Origin of the sequence: Streptomyces sp. NBC_00335 (assembly GCF_036127095.1) — a bacterium.
GTDB lineage: Bacteria > Actinomycetota > Actinomycetes > Streptomycetales > Streptomycetaceae > Streptomyces.
On sequence record NZ_CP108006.1, the window covers coordinates 492548 to 513146 of the forward strand.

Here is a 20599-nt window from a genome sequence, read left to right on the forward strand (position 1 = left end):
CCGACACGCCCGTTCACCACTCGCAAGGACGTTCCGGAGTCCGGCCCGCGGCCGGGCTCCGGAACGTAGCTGTTCCACGCCACACCGCACGAATGGCCGGTCGGCCCTCCGACCCCCGCGCTAGCCTGGGCACCTGCCTCTCACAGCCTGGGCGCACATTGCCATGGGGGACGTCTTGGGGGATCCGGAGCGCGCGAGCGGGACCGCGGCGGCCTTTCCCGCCCAGTTGCGAAGGCTGCGCGTGCAGCGCGGCCTGTCGCTGGGCGACCTGGCCCGTCAGACGCACTACAGCAAGGGCTATCTCAGCAAGATCGAGACCGGTGCGAAGCCGGTCACCCTGGATGTGGCCCGCAGCTGCGACCGGGCCCTCGGGGCCGAGGGCGAACTGCTGCGGCTGGTACCGGAGAGCGAGGATTGCGGCACCCCGGCCGGCCCCCGCACCGGGCCGGCCGGCCGATCCGGCCCTCCTGGCCCTCTCGGCACTCCCTCTACTCCCGGCACTCCCGGCACTCCCGGCCCTCCGGCCGCTCCCGGTCCGCCCCGGCAGCGTGCTCCGCAGTCGGACGGCGCCTGCCCCTACCGCGGTCTGTCGGCGTTCACCCCGCAGGACGCCCAGTGGTTCTTCGGCCGGGAGCGCGCCACCGCCGCCCTCGTCGAGCGGGTCCACGACCGGCTCGGGCACGGCCCGTTGCTCCTCGTCGCCCGATCGGGCGCGGGCAAGTCCTCCCTGCTCAGCGCGGGTCTGGTACCGGCCCTGCGGCGCGGCGGCTTCCCGGTGGCGGGGGCCGACGGCTGGCCGGCCGTCCGGTTCACCCCCACCGCGCACCCGCTGCGGGAACTGCTCGAAGCCACCGTCAAGGCGGTGGGGGGCGATCTCGGCGTCACCCCGGCGCAGTTGAGCTCCCACCCGGAACTGCTGCTCGAATCCGTCCACCGGCTGACGCACGGCGCCGGCCTCCTCCCGGGAGCGCAGCGGCGGCAGCTCCCGACCGTGCGGCCGGTGTTGCTGGTCGACCAGTTCGAGGAGCTGTTCACCCTCTGCTCCGACGAGGAGGAGCGCCGCGCCTTCGTACGGGTGCTCCTCGCCCTGGCCACCGCGCCGCCCGGCCGCGGATATGACCCCGCCGTCGTCGTGCTCGGTGTGCGGGCCGACTTCTCCGGGGAGTGCCTGGACCTGCCGGAGCTGGCAGCCGTGTTCAGCGACGGGCTGTTCGTGCTGCCCCCGATGTCCGTGGCGGAGCTGCGGGAGTCGATCACGCGTCCGGCGGAGCTCGCCGGGCTCGTACTGGAACCGGGGCTGGTCCCGCTGCTGCTGCGGGACGCGGGCGTACGGGACCCGGCTGCGGGAGACCCTGGTGCGGGAGACCCCGTGGCGCGCCCCGGCGGCGGTCCCCCTCCCGAGGCATGGCCGGGGGAGGCGCCCTCCAGCGCCCTGCCCCTGATGTCGCACGCGCTGATGGCCACCTGGCAGCGGCGCGAGGGATCGACGCTCACCGTCGCGGGATACGAGTACGCCGGCGGCATCCAGGGCGCCGTCGCGCGCAGCGCCGAGCAGGTGTTCGCCCGCCTGTACCCGGCCGAGCAGCGGATGGTGCGCCGGCTCCTCGTCCGGCTGGTACACCTCGCCGACGGTACGGGGCCGACCCGGCGCCGGATGAGCCGGACCGCCCTGCTGGAGGGGCAGGCGGACACCGCGCGGGCCGCCGCCGCCCTCGACGCCTTCGTCCGGGCCCGGCTGATCAGCGCGGACAGCGAGACCGTGGAGATCACCCACGAGGCCCTGCTGCACGCCTGGCCCCGGCTGCGCGGCTGGATCCACGCCGACCGGGCCGGACTGCTGGTGCACCAGCAACTGGCCCAGGCCGCCGACGAATGGGTGCGCGAGGCCCGCGACCCGTCGGTGCTCTACCGCGGCAGCCGCCTCGCCACCGCCCGCGCCTGGGCCGACGAGCTGGACGGCCGCAGTCGACTGGGCCCCCGGGAGGCGGCCTTCCTCGACGCGAGCCGGGCCGCCGAGGAGGCCCGCCGGCGTCAGGACCGGCTCCGGGTCCGGCTGCACCAGCGGATGCTGGCCACGCTCGTCGTCCTGCTCCTGCTCGCGCTGACCGCAGGCGCGGTGGCCTACCAGCAGCGCGCGGGGGCCCTCGGCCAGGAGCGGACCGCCCGGTCCCAGGCGCTGGCCGCCCGGTCGCTGTCACTGGCGGCCGGACAGCCCGAGGCCTCCATGCTGCTCGCCGAGGAGGCCTACCGGGCCAAAGCGACGCCCGAGGCGCGCGGCGCCCTGCTCAGCACCCAGTCGCAGCCCTTCCTGGCGCGGCTCGGCGGGCACGGCGGGCCGGTCAACGCGGTGGCCTTCGCACCGGACGGCCGGCTGCTGGCGACGGCCGGCTCCGACGGGAAGGTGCTGCTGCGGCGGGTGGCCGACCGGAGCACGGTCGCCGCCTTCACCGCGCCCGGCCGGGTGCGCACGGTCGCTTTCAGCCCCGACGGGCGGACCCTGGCGGCCGGTTCCACCGACGGCCCGGTCCGGCTCTGGCCGGTCGGAGCGGGTGGCGGCGCCGTGTCCGTGCTGCCTGCGAGTACGGCGGGCGCCCGGGCGGTGGCCTTCGCCCCCGACGGGGACACCCTCGCCATCGCAGCCGCCGACGGGACCATCCAGTTGCGGGACCCGGACGGGGAACACGGCGAGCACGCCGTCCTGACCGGGCACACCGCACGGGTCAACGCCCTGGCCTACGCCCCGGACGGCCGGAGCCTCGTATCGGCCGGCGCCGACGGGACCGTACGCCTGTGGGACACCCGGCGGGCCGAGCCGGCCGGCGTGCTGGAGGGGCACACCGGGGAAGTGCTGGGCGCGGCCTTCGCCCCGGACGGCCGTACGGTCGCCACCGGCGGGGTCGACCGTACGGTGCGGCTGTGGGACGTGGGCGGGCGGCGCGCGGCCGCGACGCTGGCCGGGCACAGCGACGACGTCAACTCCGTGGCCTACACGCCGGACGGCACCACCGTCATCAGCGGGGGCGGCGACGGCACCACCCGGCTGTGGGACGTCCGGAGCGGCCGGCTCACGGCGACGCTCGCCGGGCACACCGACTACGTGCTCGCGGTCTCCGTGGATCCGGCGGGATCGGTGCTCGCCACGGCCGCGTTCGACCAGTCCGTGGTGCTCTGGGACCTGCGGGGGCCGGTGCTGACGGCGCGCCCGTTCACCGAGGTGTGGCACGCCACGTACAGCCCCGACGGGAAACTCCTCGCCACGGCCGACGCCGATCACACGGTGCTGGTCTGGGACGTGGCCGGACGGCGGGTTCTGGCCACTTTCTCGGGGCACGCCGAGACGGTGTTCTCGGTGGCCTTCGCCCCCGACGGCCGCACCCTCGCCTCGGCCGGAGCCGACGGCACCGTACGGCTCTGGGACACCGCGCACCTCCGGGACACCGCCACGCGCGCTCCGCTCGCCACCCTCACGGGACACACCGGGACCGTGTTCTCGGTGGCCTTCGCCCCCGACGGCCGCACCCTCGCCTCGGCCGGAGCCGACGGCACCGTACGGCTGTGGGACACCGCCACGCGCAGTCCGCTCGCCACCCTCATCGGGCACACCGACTTCGCCAACGACGTCGTCTTCAGCCCCGACGGGCGGACCCTGGCCAGCGCCGGGGACGATCTGACCGTACGGCTGTGGGACGTGGCCGGGCGCCGCCCGCTCGCCGCGCTCAGCGGGCACGCGGGTGCGGTCCGGGCCGTCGCCTTCGGCCCGGACGGGCGGACCCTGGCGAGCAGCGGCAACGACGGCACCGTACGGCTGTGGGACGCGGAGCAGCGGCGCGTCACCGCGGTGCTGACCGGGCACACCGGCTCGGCGCGGGGCATCGCCTTCTCCCCCGACGGGCGGACCCTGGCGAGCAGCGGCAACGACCGTACGGTGCGGCTGTGGGACGTCCCCGGACACCGGCTCCGGGCCATGCTGTCGGGCCACACCAACGCCGTGTGGGGGGTCGTCTTCTCCCCCGACGGCCGCACCCTGGCGAGCAGCAGCAACGACGGCACCGTACGGCTGTGGAACCCGGATCCCGGCGCCCGGCTGGCGGACATCTGCCGGACGGTGGGCCGGCTCGGACCGCGCGAGCGGCAGGCCTTGGTTCCCGGTCTGCCGGTGCGCGGCTGCCGACCCCGCGGGGAGCGATGAGGGGTGGTGACGGGGTGCGGCCGCCTGCCCCCGCATCTGTCGAGGGGGCGTCTGACAGGGTGTGCCACATGGAGTCGTCGAGGGCAGTGGAAGCGCTGTGGGAGCGGGTCCAGGCCCAAAGGGTGTTCCGTGCCGCGTCGTTCTGGACCGTCCGTGACGGACTGATCGTCCGTGGGCGCGAGTACTGGACGAGTCTTGGCGCCGACCCTCGACCGGAGTGGCGGGTTCCCTTCGTCGAGCCCATGTAGGCGGGCCTACACCACAGCCAAAGGTGCGGACTTGAGCATGGGGCGGCTGACCGGATCACCCTGCGCGCACGGAGGACCCCGGGGCCTCGATCGCTCCCAAGGGCGCAGGCCGCCATGAGGGTTTCCCTCGGGGTTTCCCGTTGCCCGTTCGGGTGGTGCCACGTCCGGCCCTCGACGGGGCACGGCGGCGGCCGACAGGCTGGTCACGGGTGCGGAACCGACGGCCAAGTGCCGGGCGGACTGCCGTGCTTCACCACCACCGTGCCGTGTGAAACGAGGTCTCCCATCGTGCTGCGCCGAACAGGTCTCATCGGAACGCTCCTCGCGCTCCTGGCCGTGCTCCTCTCCACCCCCGCCGCCCCGGCGGCCGCCGACAGCGGTTGCCGGGTCCTGGCCCCCGGGGCCTCGGCGGCGGCCGAGCGTGCCGTCGCCGCCGCCTGCGAGGAGGTGGGAAAGGGGGTCTGGTACACCTGGGGCGGTGGTCACGGCCCGACGCCCGGTGCCACGTACGGGCAGGTGGACCCCACCGATCCGGCGAGCGAGCACGATCCCGAACGGCTCGGCTTCGACTGTTCGGGACTCGTCCGCCACGCCTATGCGCGGGCCACCGGCTCGGACCCGCTCGACGGGGTGGCCAGTGCGCAGTACTACACGCACCGCGCGGCCGCGCGCTTCACCGCCGCCCAGGGGCTCGCGCCGCTGCTCCCCGGTGACCTGCTGGTGTGGGGGACCTCCCGGGACCTGCACCACATCGCCCTCTACCTCGGGGCGGGCAAGATGGCGGAGGCCCGGCAGTCGGGTACCAAGCTGATGGTCAGCGAGGTCACCGACGCCCGGCTGTCGAACGGCTATTACGGGGCCGTCCGCGTGGACACCGGCCCGGTCACCGGACACGTGTTCCAGACCTGGGGCGCCGGCGTCTGGACCAAGGAGCGCCCGGCCACGGCTGCCGCGCGCGTCTACGCCTTCCCCGGGCCGACGACGATCCGAGTGGAATGCCAGAAGCACGCGGAGTCGGTGACCTCGGACGGCTACACCAATGACGCCTGGTCCTATCTTCCGGACTACCGGGCGTGGGTGACGAACATTTACGTCCGCGGTGCGGCTTGGCTGGAAAACGTTCCCACCTGCCGATGATCATCCGTAAAGTCTGGAACAGCCCGCAAACCCCCCACCCCGGCCGATTCGGCCCCATCGAGGAGCAACGTGCGTCCGTCCCCCTCCCTGTCCACCGTCCCGCCGCTCTCCCGCTCACGGCGCCTGGCCGTCGGCGCGGCCCTGCTCGCCGTCGTGGCCGGCGGTACGCTGCCCGCCACCGCCGCCCACGCGGCGCCCGCGTCCGGCTCCGTCGTCGAGGCTCCCGTCCAGCCGGCCGCGGCGCCCGATCTGGAGGCGCTGACACAGGCGTTGCGCAATACGACGGCGGCCGGAGCTCCCGGCGCGATGGCCCGCTTCACCGGTCCGGACGGCGTCCGGTCCCGGGTGGAGGGCGTACGGGACCGGAGCTCGGGCGCGGCGATGGACACGCGGGCCCGCTTCCGCATCGGCAGCGTCACCAAGACGTTCTCCTCGGTCGTCCTCCTCCAACTGGTGGACGAGGGGCGGATCGAGCTGGACCGGCCGGTCAACTCCTACCTTCCGGGCCTGCTGCCCGACGACCGGATCACGGTGCGCCACCTGCTCACCCACCGGAGCGGCCTGGCGGACTACACGAACGCGATGTTCGAGCACACGGTGCCCGGCTTCGAGGCCGTCCGGAACAAGGTGTTCACCTACAAGGAGCTCGTCGGCCTCTCGCTCGCCGAGCCGAGGACCACCGAGCCCGGGGTCGCGTACAAGTACTCGAACACCAACTTCGTCGTGGTGGGGATGCTCATCGAGAAGGCCACCGGAAGGCCGGTGGCCAAGGAGTACGAGCGCCGCATCATCAAGCCCCTCAAGCTGAAGAACACCTCCTACGTGCACCCCAACACGGCCATCAAGGGGCTGCACGCCAACGGCTACCTCCACCCGGACGAGGCCGGTGCCCCGCTGGTCGACTCCACCGAACAGACCGTCTCCTGGGCGCAGTCGGCGGGCGCGATGATCTCCAGCGCGGCCGACCTCAGCACCTTCATGTCCTCCCTGCTCGGCGGGAAGCTGCTGCGCCCGGGCACGCTGGACGCCATGCTCACCGTGACCCCGACCGACGCCACCAACACCCGGTTCTACGGGCTGGGGCTGCGCCGCTACGACCTCTCGTGCGGTGCGCAGGTCTACGGGCACACGGGCACGGTGCAGGGCTTCTACACCTACGCGTTCACCACCCGCGACGGCAAGAGCTCCCTCTCCGCCATGGCGAACACCTCCAACCGGGGTCAGGCCAACACCGCCCTCGGCGGCACGCTGGAGGCCGCCTTCTGCGGTAAGGCACCGGCCGCGGTCGCCGGTCCGGCCACCGCGCGCGGTTTCGCGTTCGCCCCGGCCGCGGCGGAGGCGGACCTCCCGGAGAACCGCTGACGGTGATTCCCGGACATCGGGCGGCTCCCGCCCCTTGGCCTGGGGGCGGGAGCCGGGAAAGCTGAACTCCGCATTCCCACACGGGCGTTGCCCGTGTGACCGATGAGGAGGACACGATGCCCGACGCACCGTCCGTGAAACGTTCCCGCAGGGGGCCGGGCCGGCGGGCCCGCAGGATGCTCGCCGTCTCGGCGGGGGCCGCGACGCTGGTCCTCGCCGTACCGGGGGTCGCGTACGCGGCTCCGCCCCCGGCCCTGCCCGCCAACGCGGACGGGCTGGAGCAGACCTTCCAGCCGGCGTACGACTACGACCGCGACGGCTGCTACTCCAGCCCCGCCATCGGTCCGGACGGCACCCTCAACGGGGGCCTGAAGATGGGCGGCGACGTCAACGGCAACTGCCGCGACCTCTCCGACCTGAACAACACCAACGGCTACTCCCGCGCGAAGTGCAACAACGGCTGGTGCGCCGTCATGTACGCGCTCTACTTCGAGAAGGACCAGGTCTCGCTCGGCCCCGGCAGCGCCGGGCACCGGCACGACTGGGAGCACGTCGTGGTGTGGATCCAGAACGACCAGGTCGGCTACGTCTCCACCTCGGAGCACGGGAACTTCAAGGTGCACGCCGCCTCGCAGATCCGTTTCGACGGCACGCACCCGAAGATCGTCTACCACAAGGACGGCTGGAGCACGCACTGCTTCCGCGCCGCGAACTCCAACGACGAGCCGCCGGAGAACCACAAGGGGACCTGGCAGTACCCCACGCTGGTCGGCTGGAACGGCTACCCCGCCGGGCTGCGCGACAAGCTGAGCCAGGCCGATTTCGGCAGTGCCCTGCTCGGAATCAAGGACGGCCAGTTCAACGGCCACCTGGCCAAGGCCAAACCGGCCGGGATCCCCTTCGACCCCAACGCGTGACGGCCGCCTGACCCGGGCGCGCACCGCCGGGTGGACCCGGGGGCGGGTGCCGGAAGGGCTCCGGATAGGGTCATGTCCGGAATGCGCCGCCCCGCCACCCGGGGAGGCGCGAGGTCGGTCGGCCGTCGATCACGGCATGCCCGCACCGCGCGGCCCGGCCGCCCCCGTGCGGGCGCGCCACGCGCACCGCCGCCGTGACGCCGCCCCGTCCGCCCCGTACCGCCCCTGCCCGGCCGACGGCCGCCCTGCCCGGAAACCTGCCGCCATGAGTACCGCGCTCCACCCCGCTCCGTCCCCCGACGCCTCCGGCTCCCCCGGGATCGAAGCCTCGGGGGGACCCCGCCGCCGGAAGATCGGCGGCCGGGCCCCGGCCCGGCCCACGGCCGCCGCCGCGATCCACAGCATCAGCGCCGCCACCGTGGTCCTGCTGTGGCTCGTGGCGATCGGAGCCATGATCCACGAGCCGATCCTCATACCCCCGCTGGCCGCCAGCGCCGCCCTCGTGCACAGTGCGCCCACGCTGCCGCTGGCGCAGCCGCGCGGGGTGGTCATCGGCCACATGGTGGGGGCGGCCGTCGGCTACGGCGTGCTGGCCGTGGCCGGCAGCAGCGCTTGGGGGGCCGCCGTGGCCGCCGGTGTCACGCTGGCGCTGGTCATGGCCGCGCGCACCCCGCATTCACCCGCCTGCGCCACCGCCGTGGTGGTCGTGCTGCAGACCCCGGCGGCGGCCCGGTTCGTCCCGCTGCTGTTCGGATCGACCGTCCTGATCGTCCTGACCGGGTACGCCGCCTCCCGCGTGCGCCGCAAGGCGCCGAGGTACCCCGCGTACTGGTGGTGACCGTGCGTCACCGCGCGGGTGGTTCGAGATGCGCTCCGGGTGTACTGCTGGTTCGCTGAAGTCCGCCCGGCGTCCCCCCACAGCGCCCAGGAGTGATCATGAGTGCAGGCGAATCCCACGGCCGGTCCCGGCAGCTGCGCGACAAGGCGCAGGAACTCGACGAGGCCGCCACCCGCTCGACCGACCCCGACGAGAGCCGCCGGCTGCGGGACAAGGCGCGCCGCCTGCGCGAGCAGAGCGAGCAGGAGCGCGTCATCGACGACCCGGGCATGGACCTGCGGTAGGGCCGCCGGGTCCCGGCAAGGGTCCTACGGGGCCACGGCCGCCGCGGGGGCCTCGTCGAGCTCCCACGCGTGGCGCTTGAACTCGCGGACGAAGTCGGCGTGGTCCTCCCACTGGCGGGCGATGCCGCGCAGCACGTCCCAGTGGTGCTCCACCGCCTGGTCGATGACCCGGCGGACCGCCGGCTCGGCCGTCTCCCGCTGCTCGATGAGCCCCTTGGCCACCGAGGCCTCCAGTGCGGCGTTGCGCAGGGCGCGCAGGGCGCGGGAGGTGTCGTCCATCCCGAAGCCGTTCTCGCTGCCCGTCTCCTCGGCGAAGAGCGGGGTGAGCCGCGCCTCGATGAAGGCGGTGATCCGCTCGAAGTGGCGTACGTCCATCGGGGGCTCCATCTCGGGTCGCTGCGCTGTCCGGCGCGAACCGGGCCGCACCGGCGATCATTATCCCGCAGCCGGGCACCCGCTCCGCTCCGGGGGGCGGGCACTAATCTGGCCCGCATGGACGAGCTGGACGAGCTGGACGGCGTGGCAGTCATCGCGTTCGCCGATGCCCGGGCCTTCGAGGGCTGGCTGGCCGGACACCACGCCCGGCACGAGGGCGTGTGGGTCAAGCTGGCGAAGAAGGCCTCCGGGATCCCTTCCGTGTCCGCGGACGAGCTGGTCGACATCGGGCTGTGCTACGGCTGGATCTCCGGGCAGCGCCGCTCCCTGGACGAGCGGTACTACCTGCAGAAGTACGTGCCGCGCCGGCCCCGGAGCCTGTGGTCGCAGGTCAATGTCGACAAGGTGACCGAGCTGACGGCCCTGGGCCGCATGCGCGAACCGGGCCTCGCCGAGGTGCGCAAGGCGCAGGAGGACGGCCGCTGGTCGGGGGCCTACGCCTCCCAGCGGACGGCGGAGGTGCCGCCCGACCTGACGGCGGCCCTGGCTCAGGACCCGGTGGCCCGGGCGGCCTTCGAGGCCCTGGACCGGACCGGGCGCTACCTCGTCGCACTGCCCCTCCTCCAGGCCCTCACCGCGGAGACCCGCCGGGCCCGCCTGGAGCTGGCCGTACGCCTCCTGGCGCGCGGCGCCGCCGGCTGAACCCGGGCCGGGCCCGGCCCGGCCGCCGGGGCTACCAGCGGAGCGGCAGGCGGCTCACCCCGTGCATCAGGCTGCCCGGCAGCCAGGCCGGCGGGCCGGCCTCCGGGTCCTCGGCCAGGTCGGGGAAGCGTTCGAGCAGGGAGCGGATGGCGATGCGGCCCTCCATCCGCGCCAGCGGAGCTCCGATGCAGAAGTGGAGCCCGTGACCGAAGGCCAGGTGCCCCTGCGGGGCGCGGCCGATGTCGAACACCGCGGGGTCCGCGAAGCGCGCCGGGTCGCGGTCGGCGCCGGCCAGGGAGACCAGCACGGTGGCCCCGGCCGGGATGGTGGTGCCGCCCAGGTCCAGGGCTTCGCGGGCGTAGCGGTACGTGGTGTGCTGCACGGGGCCGTCGTAGCGGAGCATCTCCTCGACCGCCCCGTCGAGCAGTCCGTCCAAGTCACTGCGCAGTGCGGCCAGTTGTTCCGGGTGGGCGAGCAGGGCCCGTACGCCGTTGGAGATGAGGTTGACGGTGGTCTCGTGGCCCGCGACCAGCAGCAGGAAGGCCATTCCGATGACCTCGTTCGAGGACAGCGAGTCGCCGTCCTCGTCGCTGGTCCGGATCAGCGCGCTGAGCAGGTCCTCGCCGGGTTCCTTGGCCTTGGCCTCGATGAGCTCCGCGAGGTAGATCCCCAGCTCCCGGTGCGCGGTGCTGTTCGAGTCGCCCGAGGTGGGGGCGACGATCTCGTTGGACCAGTACCGGAACCGGGCCCGGTCCAAGTCGGGGACGCCGAGGAGCTCGCAGATCACGGTCATCGGGAGCGGGAAGGCCAGGGAGTCGATCAGGTCGCCGCCGCGCTGCGGCCCGGCGGCCATCGCGTCGAGCAGCTCGTCGGTGATCTCCTGGACGCGCGCCCGCATGCCCTCCATCCGGCGCGCGGTGAACTCCCGTGCGACCAGGCGCCGCAGCCGGGTGTGGTGGGGCGGGTCGGATTCCAGCATGTTGGAGTTCACGGCATTGAGCTGGGCGTCCGGGAAGTTGCCCGAGGCGCGCCAGTCCTTGGACAGGGCCGGGTGGTTGAGGGCGCGGCGCGCTTCCTCGTGCCCGACGATCATCCAGCTCGGCTCGGCCTCGTCGGGGGCGAGGACGATCCGGTGGACGGGCCCCGCCGCACGCATCCTCTCGTAGAACGCATACGGGTCGGCATCGAACTCTTCCGCGCTGGCACTGATGTCCACTACTGGCATCGGACCACGGTACGCCCCCAGTTGGGGACGGGTGAGGGCGGTTTCCGGACACCCCGGGACAAGAGCCCGATCACGGTAGTCTGCGGCCTTCCATACGAAAGAGGGGGACGGCCATGACGACCGCATGCGAGGTAGTCCGGACGACGGTTGACGTCGTCACTCGGGACGGCACCGCCGATGCCTATCTGGCCCGGCCCGACGGCGAAGGCACGTACCCCGGGGTACTGCTGTACGTGAACGCCCTGGGGATCCGCCCGCACATCAAGTCGGTGGCGGACCGGATCGCGGCGGCCGGCTACGTCGTCCTGATGCCCAACCTCTTCTACCGCCACGGGCGCGCACCGGTGTTCGAGCTTCCGGAGTTCGTGGACTTCGTCCGGCAGCCCGAGCTCTTCGACCGGGTCGGCCCGGTCCTGGACTCGCTGACCGCCGAGCTGGCGATGCGCGATGCCGAGGCCTATCTGGAGCGGCTCGCGGGCCTCCCGGAGGTCGCCGCCGGGCCCGTGGCGATCACGGGGTACTGCCTGGGCGCCCGGCTGGCCCTGCTCACGGCGGGCACGTACCCGCAGCGGGTGGCGGCCGCGGCCGGTTTCCACGGCGGGTTCCTGGCCACGGACGCGGCGGACAGTCCGCACCTGGTGGCGCACCGGGTCACCGCCGAGCTGTACTTCGGCCACGCGGACCAGGATCCGACGCTGCCGGCCGAGGAGGTCGACCGGCTGGACAAGGCCCTCTCCGCGGCGGGCGTCCGTCACCGGGCGGAGGTCTACGAGGGCGCCGCGCACGGCTACACCCTGGCCGACACGAGCTCCTACGACGTGGCCTCGGACGAGCGGCACTGGTCCGCGCTGTTCGCGCTGCTGGACCGGACGTTCTGAGCGCCGCGGGCCCGGCGTGCTGCCGGGCCCGCGGTGCCACGGGCTGTGGTGCTACGAGCTGTGGTGCGATGTGGCTGCGGCGCTACGCGGCCGCGGTCACCGGCACTGGCCGGACCGGGGTCCGACGACGGTGGTACCGGTGACGCGCGGCGCCGGTTCGTTGGCCTCGCAGCGCAGCGGTCCGAAGACCTGGGCGCCCGAGAGCTCGACGCCTCCGGTGTTGGCTGCCAGGGTGACCGGACCGGTGAACGCGTTGCCGGAGCAGACCGGGGCCGCGCCCGCGTCCCCGGCGGAGCCGATCACCACGGAACCGCTGGTGTTCCGTACGCCGACCGGGCCGGTCAGCGTGGATCCGCAGAGGGACACGGCCAGCGCCCCGTCGGCGGAGAACGGACCGGTGACGCGGCCGTCCGACACGGACAGCGCGCCGCCGGGCCGGACGGTGAGCGGACCGCTCTGGCTTCCGCCGGAGGCGATGCAGAGCGATTCCCCGGCCGCCACGGTCAGCGGCCCCCCGTGGTCGGTCGTGATGCAGGGCCGGCTGAATCCGACGGTGATCTCGGCCGGTTCACCGGTGGAGCTGCCCGTGTGGTCGGCGTCCGGGGCGTACGTGGCGCTGATCCGGTGGGTGCCGGGGCGCAGGGCGCTCGTGGTGAAGCGGGCCTGTCCCCCGTCGAGTGCGACGGTGGCGAGCGGGGTCGTCCCCTCCGAGAAGGTGACGCTGCCGCCCGGGGCGGCGGCCTGGTTCTCGGAGCCCGTCACGGTCGCGGTCAGGGCGACGGCATGCCCGAACAGCGGTGTGGTGGTGTCCGTGGTGAGGGTGGTCGACGTCCCGTAGCGGAAGGAGACGACGGCCTTGCCGTCGCCGTGCTGGACGCCCGACTGCAGGGAGGCCTCGGAGACACCGAGCTCGGCCCCGGCCGCGTAGCCGCTGCCGCCACCGCCGCCCGCTCCGTAGAGGTTGCCGGGGTTGCCGCCGCCGGAGCCGCCGCCACCGCCGCGCCAGCCGCCGCCACCGCCTCCGCCGCCGTTGCCGCCGCGGCCGCCGTTGCCCCCGGTGCCGCCGGAGCCGGGGTTGGGCTGGCCGGTGTGCTGGTCGATGTCGCTCGCGTTGCCTCCCCCTGCGCCGATCGGGTTGGTACGGGTGCCGGTGCCGTGCTGGGTCTGGGTTCCGCCGGTGCCCCCGGCGCCGGATCCCTCGGGGCCGCCGCCCTCGCCGCCGTTCTCCCCGGCGGGCCCGCCGCCGTGGCCGCCGCGCAGCAGCGGGCCGCCGTTGCCGGCGCCGCCTCCGCCGCCGGCGACCAGGATCCGGCCGGCCGGGCCGAAGTCGCCGGTGCGCAGGTCGGAGGCGCCGCCGCCGGAGCCGCCGCCACCGTGGGCGCCGCCACCGCCGGTGCCGTGGCCGAAGCCGCCGGGCCGGGCGTACTCACCGCGCCGGGAGGTGCCGGAGCTGCCGACGCCTCCCCGGGTGAGCTGGATCGTCTGGCCGGCGGTGACGGCCAGGTTCGCGCGGGTCAGGCCGCCGAGGCCACCGGGTGCTCCCTCGTTCGGGGGGTTCGGGGTGACGAATCCGGCCGCGCTGCCGCCCTCGGCTCCGTAGAGGTCGACGGTGAGGAGGCTGACCCCGGCGGGCACGGTGAAGACGTCCGTGCCCGCGGTGGCGTACGTACAGGTGGGCGGCGCGCTGGTGAAGACGCCCGCCGGGCCGCAGGGGCCGGACGACGCGTCCGCCGGGTCGGCGGCCGCGGTGAGGGGTACCACCAGGGCGGCGAGGAGTGCGGCCGCTCCGAGGACGAGTGCGGTCCGGGAGGCGGGGAGGGAGTGGGATCTGATGCGGGTCATGGTCCTGATCGGTGTGGTGGTGATGGGGCGGGGGTCCCTCATGCCGCTCAGACGCCGTCGTCGGCGCACAGCGCCCAGGCTTCGGTGTAGGTGTTGGGGGAGCTTCCGCCGCCGGTGTGGGTGTAGGCCGTCCAGTAGGCGGCCGTGGTGGTCCCGTCGCCGACCAGGGTGCCGCCGGAGGTGCTGGGGTAGCTGCCGTTGAGGTGGTCGCCCGGCGAGCCCGGTCCGGTGAAGGCGGTGGTCGTCACGCTGCCGCCGCTGATGGCCGCTCCACCGCTGATCAGCTTGCCGTCGTCGCCGCCGCAGCCGACCGTCGCGGTCTGGCCCGACGTGGCCGCGGTCGGGCCGCTGACCTCGCTGTAGCGGACCTTGACCGTGGCGCCGCTGATGTCGATGTTGTTGCCGCTGCAGATCGCGTAGGCGTACGTCGTGTTGCCGGTGCCGCCGCCTCCGCCGTTCCAGCCGACCGCGGTCCAGGAGTCGGGGTTCGTCTCGCCGTCGGCCGCCGCCTTCTGGCCGTAGGCGTGCCCGGCGTCGTTGAAGGTGGGGAAGGACGCGATCGGCTTCAGGCTGCCGACGTCGGCCGGGGTGATCCGGGCGCCGCCGCCGAGGAGGCGGGTGTTGGCCGGGCAGGTGGCGGTGACGAGGCCCACCGTGGAGGACGCGGTGGGGCCGGCGACCTTGTTCATCACCACCTGGGTGTGGTTGATGAGGTTACTGGTGAAGCACATGGCGTAAGGGGTGCTGGAGAACGAGGCGTTGACCGCTCCCCCGCTGCCGCCGATGCCGAGCCAGTGCGTCACGTCGGTGCCGACGACGCCGGTGGAGCCGGTGTACTCGGTGCTGCCGTCGGGGCTGGGCGAAGTGCCGTTCACCTTGTTGCCGTTGGAGGACGTCCCGGTGCCGATGGCCTGGTTGATCCCGCCACCGGATATGAGCCCCGAGGAGCAGTCCGCGTGGGTGGAGATCTCGGAGAAGGCCGATGCGGGCCCGGAGGTGGCCCCCGGAGTCTTCACCGTCACACCGACGGTGTTGGCGTAGGCCGATCCCGGCACCAGAAGGGCCAGCAGGGTGCCGATGACCAGTGACTTTCCTGCGACGGCGCGCCGCAGAACTGTCTTTGGCATGTATTTTTCTCCCTCATCCAGAGTCGCGCATGCGGACTGTAACAGTCCTTTTGGCGAGCATCTACAGTGGGAACGAGCTGTCTCACCTAGCAGATAAGGGGTTTATCCAGACCGACCCCTCCGCCTGCACCTTTCAGTTCTTCTGAAGGGAATGATCGAAAACAATCGATGGACCTGAGCAATCCCGGTGGGCGAGAGTCGAGGCATCCCCCCAAGCCCCAACTCCCTTTCTCCACAACGGAAAGCAGGCTTCCGCGCATGCAGCTCCCGACCACCGACTCCTCGACCACCGACTTCGCCGCCGCGCCCTACGTGTCGGGCGACCCGTACGCCGACTACCGGGGCGGCACCTTCGAGTTCTCCCACCTGACCGACCTCGCCGACCGGCGGCTCGGCGCGGGGGTCATCGCCACCAACGACGAGTTCTTCGCCGAGCGGGAGAACCTCCTGCTCCGCACCCCGGCCGTCTTCGACGTGCACGACTACGGCAACAAGGGCAAGGTGATGGACGGTTGGGAGACCCGGCGGCGGCGCGGGGCGGGCGCGGACGAGCCGTTCCCGACGGACTCCGATCACGACTGGGCGCTGATCCGCCTCGGCTCCCCCGGTGTCATCCGCGGGATCGTCGTCGACACCGCACACTTCCGCGGCAACCACCCGCAGCAGGTCAGCGTGTGGGCGGCCGCCTTCGAAGGGACGCCCTCGACCGCCGAGCTCCTCGAACGGGCGGACGCCTGGGAGGAGATCGTGCCCCGCACTCCGGTGCGCGGCCACGCCGCGAACGGGTTCACGGTCGCGTCCGGGCGCCGCTGGACGCACCTGCGGATCAACCAGCACCCCGACGGCGGCATCGCGCGGCTGCGGGTGCACGGTGAGGTCCTGCCCGATCCGGAGTGGCTGGCCCTGCTCGGCACGGTGGACGTGGCCTGCGTGGTCAACGGCGGGGTCGTGGAGGAGGCCTCGGACGGCTTCTACTCCTCCCCCGGGAACACGATCATGCCCGGGCTGTCGCAGAAGCAGGACGACGGCTGGGAGACGCGCCGGCGCCGCGACAAGGGGAACGACTGGATCGCGTACCGGCTGGCCGGGCAGTGCGAGATCCGAGCGGTGGAGGTGGACACCGCGAACTTGAAGGGAAACGCGGCCGGCTGGGTGTCGCTGTCCGTCAAGGACGGCGCGGACGGCGCATGGACGCAGGTCATCCCGCGCACCCGGCTGGAGCCCGACAGCCCGCACCGGCTCCCCCTCGCCGCGCCGGTCCTGGCCACGCACGCCCGGATCGACGTCTACCCGGACGGGGGATTCGCCCGCCTGCGCCTGCACGGCCGCCTCACCGACGCAGGAGCGGCCGCCCTCACGGCCCGCGCGGCGCGGGCGGCAGGGACGGCAGGGACGGCAGGGACGGCAGGGGCGGCGCCGACGGAGCTCTGACGGCAGAGGGCGGCGGCCCCGGGATACCACCCGGAGCCGCCGCCCTCGATCACCGGACTACTCGACGACGAGCTCGACGGGGATGTTGCCGCGCGTGGCACGGGAGTAGGGGCAGACCTCGTGCGCCTGCTTGACCAGCAGGGTGCCGGTCTCGCCCATCAGGTTCTCGGGGAGCTCCACGCGCAGGACGACGGCCAGCCCGAAGCCCGCGCCGTCCTTGCCGATGGAGACCTCCGAGGTCACCGAGATCTCACTGGTGTCGACCTTGGCCTGGCGGCCGACCAGCCCGAGGGCGCTGGCGAAGCAGGCGGCATACCCGGCCGCGAAGAGCTGCTCGGGGTTGGTGCCCAGACCGTTGCCGCCGAGGGCCGGCGGCATGGCCAGCGCCAGGTCGATCTGACCGTCGGAGCTGACGGCGCGGCCTTCGCGGCCGTTGGCGGTGGCGACAGCGGTGTAGATCGCGTCCATCTCGGGGGTTCCTCTCAAGGGGCGGAGGCGGGGCCGTCGACCGACGACCTCGCTCCATCAATATGGCACACAATTCAGTTGTGCACAATTTAGTTGCCGACACGACACCCCGGGTACACTGGCCCCCATGACCGAGCAACCGACCGACGCCCTCCCCGACCAGGACTTCCTGCGCCTCGACGGCCAGATCTGCTTCGCCCTCGGCGCCGCGAACCGCGCCTTCGGCGGGCTCTACCGCGTCGTCCTGAAGGACCTCGGGCTCACCTACCCCCAGTACCTGGTGATGCTGGTGCTGTGGGAGCACGGCGAGATGCCGGTCAAACAGCTCGGGCAGCACCTGCGGCTCGACTCGGGCACGCTCTCCCCCCTCCTCAAGCGGCTGGAAGCGGCGGGCCTGCTCGTGCGCGAGCGCAGCGCCGCCGACGAACGGTCCGTGCACGTACGCCCCACCGAGGCCGGTACGGCCCTGCGCGCCCGGGCCGTCGAGGTGCCGCGGCGCATCGCGGTCGCGACCGGCTTCGAGCTCGGCGAGATCAGGGAGCTTCAGGACCGCCTGCGGCGGCTCACCGCCGCCCTGGACGCGGCGGTTCCGCCGGAGTAGGCCGTACGGCCCGCTCGGCGGATGATCCGTCCGGGCGCCACAGGGGGTGCTCGCGCCGGGCCCAGTCGGCGGCCACCGAGCCCGTGCGCATGCCGCGCCGGGCCTCCGGATCGCCGAGGGCCATCACGACGTGGCCCACGACGGCCACGGTCATCGCGAGGGCCAGCCAGTCGTGGACGAAGGTGGCCCCGGTCCGCCAGGGCAGCGGCGTCAGCCCGGTGAACCACATCAGCAGACCGGTGCCGAGCATCACGAGGGCGGCACCGGCGCTCCAGCTCGCGTAGAGCTTCTGCCCGGCGTTGAACTTGCCCGCCGGGCGCGCACCGGGCCGGTGGTCGCGGCGCAGGGCGGAGCGCAGCCAGGTGCGGTCGTGCGGGCCGAAGCGGTTCAACCGGCGCAGGTCCCCGCGGAAGGCCCGGGAGCCGAGCCCCAGCAGGGCGGGGGCCGGGATCAGCAGTCCGGACCACTCGTGGACGGTCACCACGAGGTGGCGGCGGCCGACGAGTTCGGCGAGGGGCGGCAGGTAGAGGCAGGCGGCGGTCGCCAGACACACCCCGGTCAGGAGGGCGGTGGCCAGGTGGACCAGTCGTGCGGCGGGGCCGAACCGGCCGACGCGGGCGGGATGTTCGGCTCCGGGATCCGCGGCCGCTCCGGCCGGGAGTTCAGACGGTCGGGGCATCGTCGCGTCCGTTCGACTTGCCGACCCAGGCGTCGACGTCGTAGCCGAGTTCCTCCCAGTAGCCGGGCTGCACGTCCCGGGTGAGGGTGATGCCCGACAGCCATTTCGCCGACTTGTAGAAGTACATGGGAGCCGCGTAGAGGCGGGCCGGACCCCCGTGGGCGTGGCTGAGGGGCTTGTCCTGCATCTTCAGGGCGACCATGACGTCCTCGCGGCGGGCCTGCGGGAGCGTGAGGCTCTCGGTGTAGGTGCCGTCGAAGCAGGTGAAACGGATCGCGCGGGCCTCGGGACGGACCCCGGCGGCGTCCAGGAGCCGGAAGAGCGGGATGCCCTCGAAGGGGGTCGCGGGGACGCGCCAGCCCGTCACGCACTGGACGTCGCGGACGATCCGGGTCTGCGGCAGGGCCCGTAGTGCGTCGAGGGTGTACGCGGCCGGGCGCTCGACCAGGCCGTCGACGGTCAGCCGGTAGTCGGCCGGGCCGCGTTCGGGGACCGAGGAGGCGACCGAGTAGTACCGGAACCCACCGCCACCCGGCAGCAGTCCGGTGAGCCCGGTGGGGTCCTTGCTCGCGGCCGCGCCCAGTACGGCGTCGAACCCCGACTGGAGCTTCGGCGCGAGGGCCAGCCCGAGGGCGCCGAGCCCCACCATGCCGAGGAGAACCCGCCGGCCCACGGGGGCACCGAGGCCGTCGGGGTCGGGAGCGGGGTCGGGGCCGGTTTGCTGATCTGCTGTGCTCACGTGCCGATTCGACCACCTGCACCGCCCCGGCGGCCAGGGTCCGGGCCCGCCCGTCAGACTTCCGTAAGACGCGCCCGCACGCCCAAGCCCGCACAGCCGTACGGCCGGTCCCGCGCCAGGCGGGACCGGCCGTACCGCGGGGGGACCCGACTAGGCCCCGCTCGCCTTGAGCATGTCCTCGCGCTCGACGAGCTTCACGCGCTCGCGGCCCTGCGGCTCGCCCAGCGCCTTCTCGGCGGCGTCGAGCTTGTACCAGCCCTCCCACGTCGTGAAGCGGACCTCCTTCTGCGCGAGGAAGGTCTCCACCGCCTCCGGCTCGGGAGCGGCCGGCGTCAGCAGGCGGCCGTCCGCGTGGTCGGCGAGCAGGTTCGCGACCGTCTCGTTGGCGTCGCCCTTGGTGTGGCCGATCAGGCCGATGGGCCCGCGGCGGATCCAGCCGGTGACGTACGTGGACGCCAGGTGCGCGCCGGCTTCGATGACGCGGCCGCCCTCGTCCGGAACCGTGCCGGAGTCGACGTCCCACGGCAGCTTGGGCAGCTCGTCGGAGAGGTAGCCGACGGCGCGGTAGACGGACTGGACGTCCCAGTCGGTGAACGTGCCGGTGCCCTTGACATTGCCGGTGCCGTCGAGCTCGGTGCGCTCGGTGCGCAGGCCCACGACCTTGCCGTCCTCGCCGAGGATCTCGGTGGGCGACTCGAAGAAGTGCAGGAAGAGCTTGTGCGGGCGCTCGCCTATGTCGCGGATCGCCCAGTTCTCCAGGGTCTTGGCGACCATGTCCGCCTGCTTGTTGGAGCGGCGGGTGGTGATCGAACCCTCGTCGTAGTCGATGTCCTCGGGGTTGACGATGACCTCGATGTTCGGCGAGTGGTCCAGCTCGCGCAGCTCCATGGGGCTGAACTTGGCCTGCGCGGGGCCGCGGCGGCCGAAGACGTGGACTTCGAGGGCCTTGTTGGCCTTGAGGCCGTCGTAGACGTTCGCCGGGATCTCGGTCGGCAGCAGCTCGTCGGCGGTCTTGGCGAGGATCCGGGCCACGTCGAGGGCCACGTTGCCGACGCCGAGGACGGCGACCTTCTCGGCCTCCAGCGGCCAGGTGCGCGGCACGTCGGGGTGGCCGTCGTACCAGGAGACGAAGTCGGCGGCGCCGTAGGAGCCGTCGAGGTCGACGCCCGGGATGGTGAGCGCGCGGTCCGCGGTGGCGCCGGTGGAGAAGATCACGGCGTCGTAGAAGGAGCGCAGCTCGTCGAGGCCGATGTCGTTCGGGTAGTCGACGTTGCCGAAGAGACGGACCTGCGGCTTGTCGAGCACCTGGTGCAGGGCGGTGATGATGCCCTTGATGCGGGGGTGGTCGGGAGCGACGCCGTAGCGGATCAGGCCGAAGGGGGCCGGCATCCGCTCGAAGATGTCGATGGACACACCCGGCTCGGAGGCCGCCTCGGACTTCAGCAGGGCGTCGGCGGCGTAGATGCCGGCGGGGCCGGCACCGACGATTGCTACCCGCAGGGGGCGAGGCATGGCTGGGTTCCCTTCGAACGACGAAAGACTCGATCAAGGGAACCC

18 protein-coding genes are annotated in these 20599 nt (G+C 73.3%); 10 read left to right on the forward strand and 8 right to left on the reverse strand.

Annotated elements, in window-relative coordinates:
• Positions 1 to 163: 163 nt before the first annotated feature.
• The 6 genes from OHA37_RS02250 (at position 164) to OHA37_RS02275 (ending at position 8975) form a co-directional block, all read left to right on the forward strand.
• Positions 164 to 4189, forward strand: coding sequence for an nSTAND1 domain-containing NTPase (locus OHA37_RS02250; protein ID WP_266901872.1), 4026 nt, complete (start codon positions 164 to 166; stop codon positions 4187 to 4189).
• Between the two features lie 536 nt (positions 4190 to 4725).
• A complete protein-coding gene (locus OHA37_RS02255; RefSeq protein WP_266901874.1) occupies positions 4726 to 5574 on the forward strand; it encodes a C40 family peptidase in 849 nt (282 codons plus the stop codon).
• A gap of 69 nt (positions 5575 to 5643) precedes the next feature.
• Entirely contained in the window at positions 5644 to 6936 is a 1293-nt protein-coding gene (locus OHA37_RS02260) for a serine hydrolase domain-containing protein (RefSeq protein WP_266901876.1), read from the forward strand.
• Positions 6937 to 7052: 116 nt separating this feature from the next.
• Positions 7053 to 7853 carry an NPP1 family protein gene (locus tag OHA37_RS02265; RefSeq protein ID WP_443046099.1) on the forward strand — a complete coding sequence of 267 codons (801 nt, stop codon included), beginning with the start codon at positions 7053 to 7055 and terminating at the stop codon, positions 7851 to 7853.
• Between the two features lie 265 nt (positions 7854 to 8118).
• On the forward strand, positions 8119 to 8691 hold the full coding sequence (locus OHA37_RS02270) for an HPP family protein (protein WP_266901878.1): 573 nt from the start codon (positions 8119 to 8121) through the stop codon (positions 8689 to 8691).
• 98 nt (positions 8692 to 8789) lie between these two features.
• Positions 8790 to 8975 carry a DUF6381 family protein gene (locus tag OHA37_RS02275; RefSeq protein WP_284717145.1) on the forward strand — a complete coding sequence of 62 codons (186 nt, stop codon included), beginning with the start codon at positions 8790 to 8792 and terminating at the stop codon, positions 8973 to 8975.
• 24 nt (positions 8976 to 8999) lie between these two features.
• Here OHA37_RS02275 and OHA37_RS02280 read toward each other — a convergent pair whose 3' ends face one another.
• Complete coding sequence (locus tag OHA37_RS02280; RefSeq protein ID WP_243332017.1) at positions 9000 to 9350, reverse strand: hypothetical protein; 351 nt, start codon at positions 9348 to 9350, stop codon at positions 9000 to 9002.
• A gap of 117 nt (positions 9351 to 9467) precedes the next feature.
• On the opposite strand from OHA37_RS02280, the gene OHA37_RS02285 reads away from it, so the two are divergent.
• Positions 9468 to 10052 (forward strand): YdeI/OmpD-associated family protein, encoded by a 585-nt coding sequence (locus OHA37_RS02285; protein WP_266901883.1) that lies wholly within the window; start codon positions 9468 to 9470, stop codon positions 10050 to 10052.
• A 31-nt stretch (positions 10053 to 10083) separates the two neighbouring features.
• Here OHA37_RS02285 and OHA37_RS02290 read toward each other — a convergent pair whose 3' ends face one another.
• Positions 10084 to 11277, reverse strand: coding sequence for a cytochrome P450 family protein (locus OHA37_RS02290; protein ID WP_266901885.1), 1194 nt, complete (start codon positions 11275 to 11277; stop codon positions 10084 to 10086).
• A 113-nt stretch (positions 11278 to 11390) separates the two neighbouring features.
• Between OHA37_RS02290 and OHA37_RS02295 the strand changes: the two genes are divergently transcribed.
• Complete coding sequence (locus OHA37_RS02295) at positions 11391 to 12155, forward strand: dienelactone hydrolase family protein (RefSeq protein ID WP_266901887.1); 765 nt, start codon at positions 11391 to 11393, stop codon at positions 12153 to 12155.
• A 96-nt stretch (positions 12156 to 12251) separates the two neighbouring features.
• On the opposite strand, the gene OHA37_RS02300 is transcribed toward OHA37_RS02295, so the two are convergent.
• Complete coding sequence (locus tag OHA37_RS02300; RefSeq protein ID WP_266901889.1) at positions 12252 to 13997, reverse strand: Ig-like domain-containing protein; 1746 nt, start codon at positions 13995 to 13997, stop codon at positions 12252 to 12254.
• 47 nt (positions 13998 to 14044) lie between these two features.
• Positions 14045 to 15124: a hypothetical protein gene (locus OHA37_RS02305; protein ID WP_266901891.1), complete on the reverse strand. Its 1080-nt coding sequence runs from the start codon at positions 15122 to 15124 to the stop codon at positions 14045 to 14047.
• Between the two features lie 258 nt (positions 15125 to 15382).
• On the opposite strand from OHA37_RS02305, the gene alc reads away from it, so the two are divergent.
• The gene (gene alc, locus OHA37_RS02310) at positions 15383 to 16555 is read left to right on the forward strand and encodes an allantoicase (protein WP_266901893.1); all 1173 of its coding nucleotides are present in this window, start codon (positions 15383 to 15385) and stop codon (positions 16553 to 16555) included.
• 57 nt (positions 16556 to 16612) lie between these two features.
• Here the strand turns inward: alc and OHA37_RS02315 are convergent, their stop codons facing one another.
• A complete protein-coding gene (locus tag OHA37_RS02315) occupies positions 16613 to 17023 on the reverse strand; it encodes an organic hydroperoxide resistance protein (protein WP_266901895.1) in 411 nt (136 codons plus the stop codon).
• A gap of 127 nt (positions 17024 to 17150) precedes the next feature.
• On the opposite strand from OHA37_RS02315, the gene OHA37_RS02320 reads away from it, so the two are divergent.
• Positions 17151 to 17624: a MarR family winged helix-turn-helix transcriptional regulator gene (locus tag OHA37_RS02320; RefSeq protein ID WP_266901897.1), complete on the forward strand. Its 474-nt coding sequence runs from the start codon at positions 17151 to 17153 to the stop codon at positions 17622 to 17624.
• Here the strand turns inward: OHA37_RS02320 and OHA37_RS02325 are convergent.
• From OHA37_RS02325 to OHA37_RS02335, 3 genes are all read right to left on the reverse strand, one after another.
• A complete protein-coding gene (locus OHA37_RS02325; RefSeq protein ID WP_266901899.1) occupies positions 17587 to 18303 on the reverse strand; it encodes a cytochrome b/b6 domain-containing protein in 717 nt (238 codons plus the stop codon). The two genes, OHA37_RS02320 and OHA37_RS02325, sit on opposite strands and share 38 nt — an antisense overlap.
• A complete protein-coding gene (locus OHA37_RS02330) occupies positions 18287 to 18952 on the reverse strand; it encodes a molybdopterin-dependent oxidoreductase (RefSeq protein ID WP_266912457.1) in 666 nt (221 codons plus the stop codon). The genes OHA37_RS02325 and OHA37_RS02330 overlap by 17 nt, the downstream gene beginning before the upstream one ends.
• A 240-nt stretch (positions 18953 to 19192) precedes the next feature.
• The gene (locus tag OHA37_RS02335; RefSeq protein WP_266901901.1) at positions 19193 to 20554 is read right to left on the reverse strand and encodes an FAD-dependent oxidoreductase; all 1362 of its coding nucleotides are present in this window, start codon (positions 20552 to 20554) and stop codon (positions 19193 to 19195) included.
• Positions 20555 to 20599: the final 45 nt, after the last annotated feature.

Excerpts from the sequence above, each read along its gene's own strand:
- OHA37_RS02250 (WP_266901872.1), top strand. The coding sequence starts at position 164 with ATGGGGGACGTCTTGGGGGATCCGGAGCGCGCGAGCGGGACCGCGGCG.
- OHA37_RS02265 (WP_443046099.1), top strand. The coding sequence starts at position 7,053 with ATGCCCGACGCACCGTCCGTGAAACGTTCCCGCAGGGGGCCGGGCCGG.
- OHA37_RS02270 (WP_266901878.1), top strand. The coding sequence starts at position 8,119 with ATGAGTACCGCGCTCCACCCCGCTCCGTCCCCCGACGCCTCCGGCTCC.
- OHA37_RS02275 (WP_284717145.1), top strand. The coding sequence starts at position 8,790 with ATGAGTGCAGGCGAATCCCACGGCCGGTCCCGGCAGCTGCGCGACAAG.
- OHA37_RS02280 (WP_243332017.1), bottom strand. The coding sequence starts at position 9,350 with ATGGACGTACGCCACTTCGAGCGGATCACCGCCTTCATCGAGGCGCGG.
- OHA37_RS02285 (WP_266901883.1), top strand. The coding sequence starts at position 9,468 with ATGGACGAGCTGGACGAGCTGGACGGCGTGGCAGTCATCGCGTTCGCC.
- OHA37_RS02290 (WP_266901885.1), bottom strand. The coding sequence starts at position 11,277 with ATGCCAGTAGTGGACATCAGTGCCAGCGCGGAAGAGTTCGATGCCGAC.
- OHA37_RS02295 (WP_266901887.1), top strand. The coding sequence starts at position 11,391 with ATGACGACCGCATGCGAGGTAGTCCGGACGACGGTTGACGTCGTCACT.
- OHA37_RS02300 (WP_266901889.1), bottom strand. The coding sequence starts at position 13,997 with ATGACCCGCATCAGATCCCACTCCCTCCCCGCCTCCCGGACCGCACTC.
- OHA37_RS02305 (WP_266901891.1), bottom strand. The coding sequence starts at position 15,124 with ATGCCAAAGACAGTTCTGCGGCGCGCCGTCGCAGGAAAGTCACTGGTC.
- alc (WP_266901893.1), top strand. The coding sequence starts at position 15,383 with ATGCAGCTCCCGACCACCGACTCCTCGACCACCGACTTCGCCGCCGCG.
- OHA37_RS02315 (WP_266901895.1), bottom strand. The coding sequence starts at position 17,023 with ATGGACGCGATCTACACCGCTGTCGCCACCGCCAACGGCCGCGAAGGC.
- OHA37_RS02320 (WP_266901897.1), top strand. The coding sequence starts at position 17,151 with ATGACCGAGCAACCGACCGACGCCCTCCCCGACCAGGACTTCCTGCGC.
- OHA37_RS02325 (WP_266901899.1), bottom strand. The coding sequence starts at position 18,303 with ATGCCCCGACCGTCTGAACTCCCGGCCGGAGCGGCCGCGGATCCCGGA.
- OHA37_RS02330 (WP_266912457.1), bottom strand. The coding sequence starts at position 18,952 with ATGGTGGGGCTCGGCGCCCTCGGGCTGGCCCTCGCGCCGAAGCTCCAG.
- OHA37_RS02335 (WP_266901901.1), bottom strand. The coding sequence starts at position 20,554 with ATGCCTCGCCCCCTGCGGGTAGCAATCGTCGGTGCCGGCCCCGCCGGC.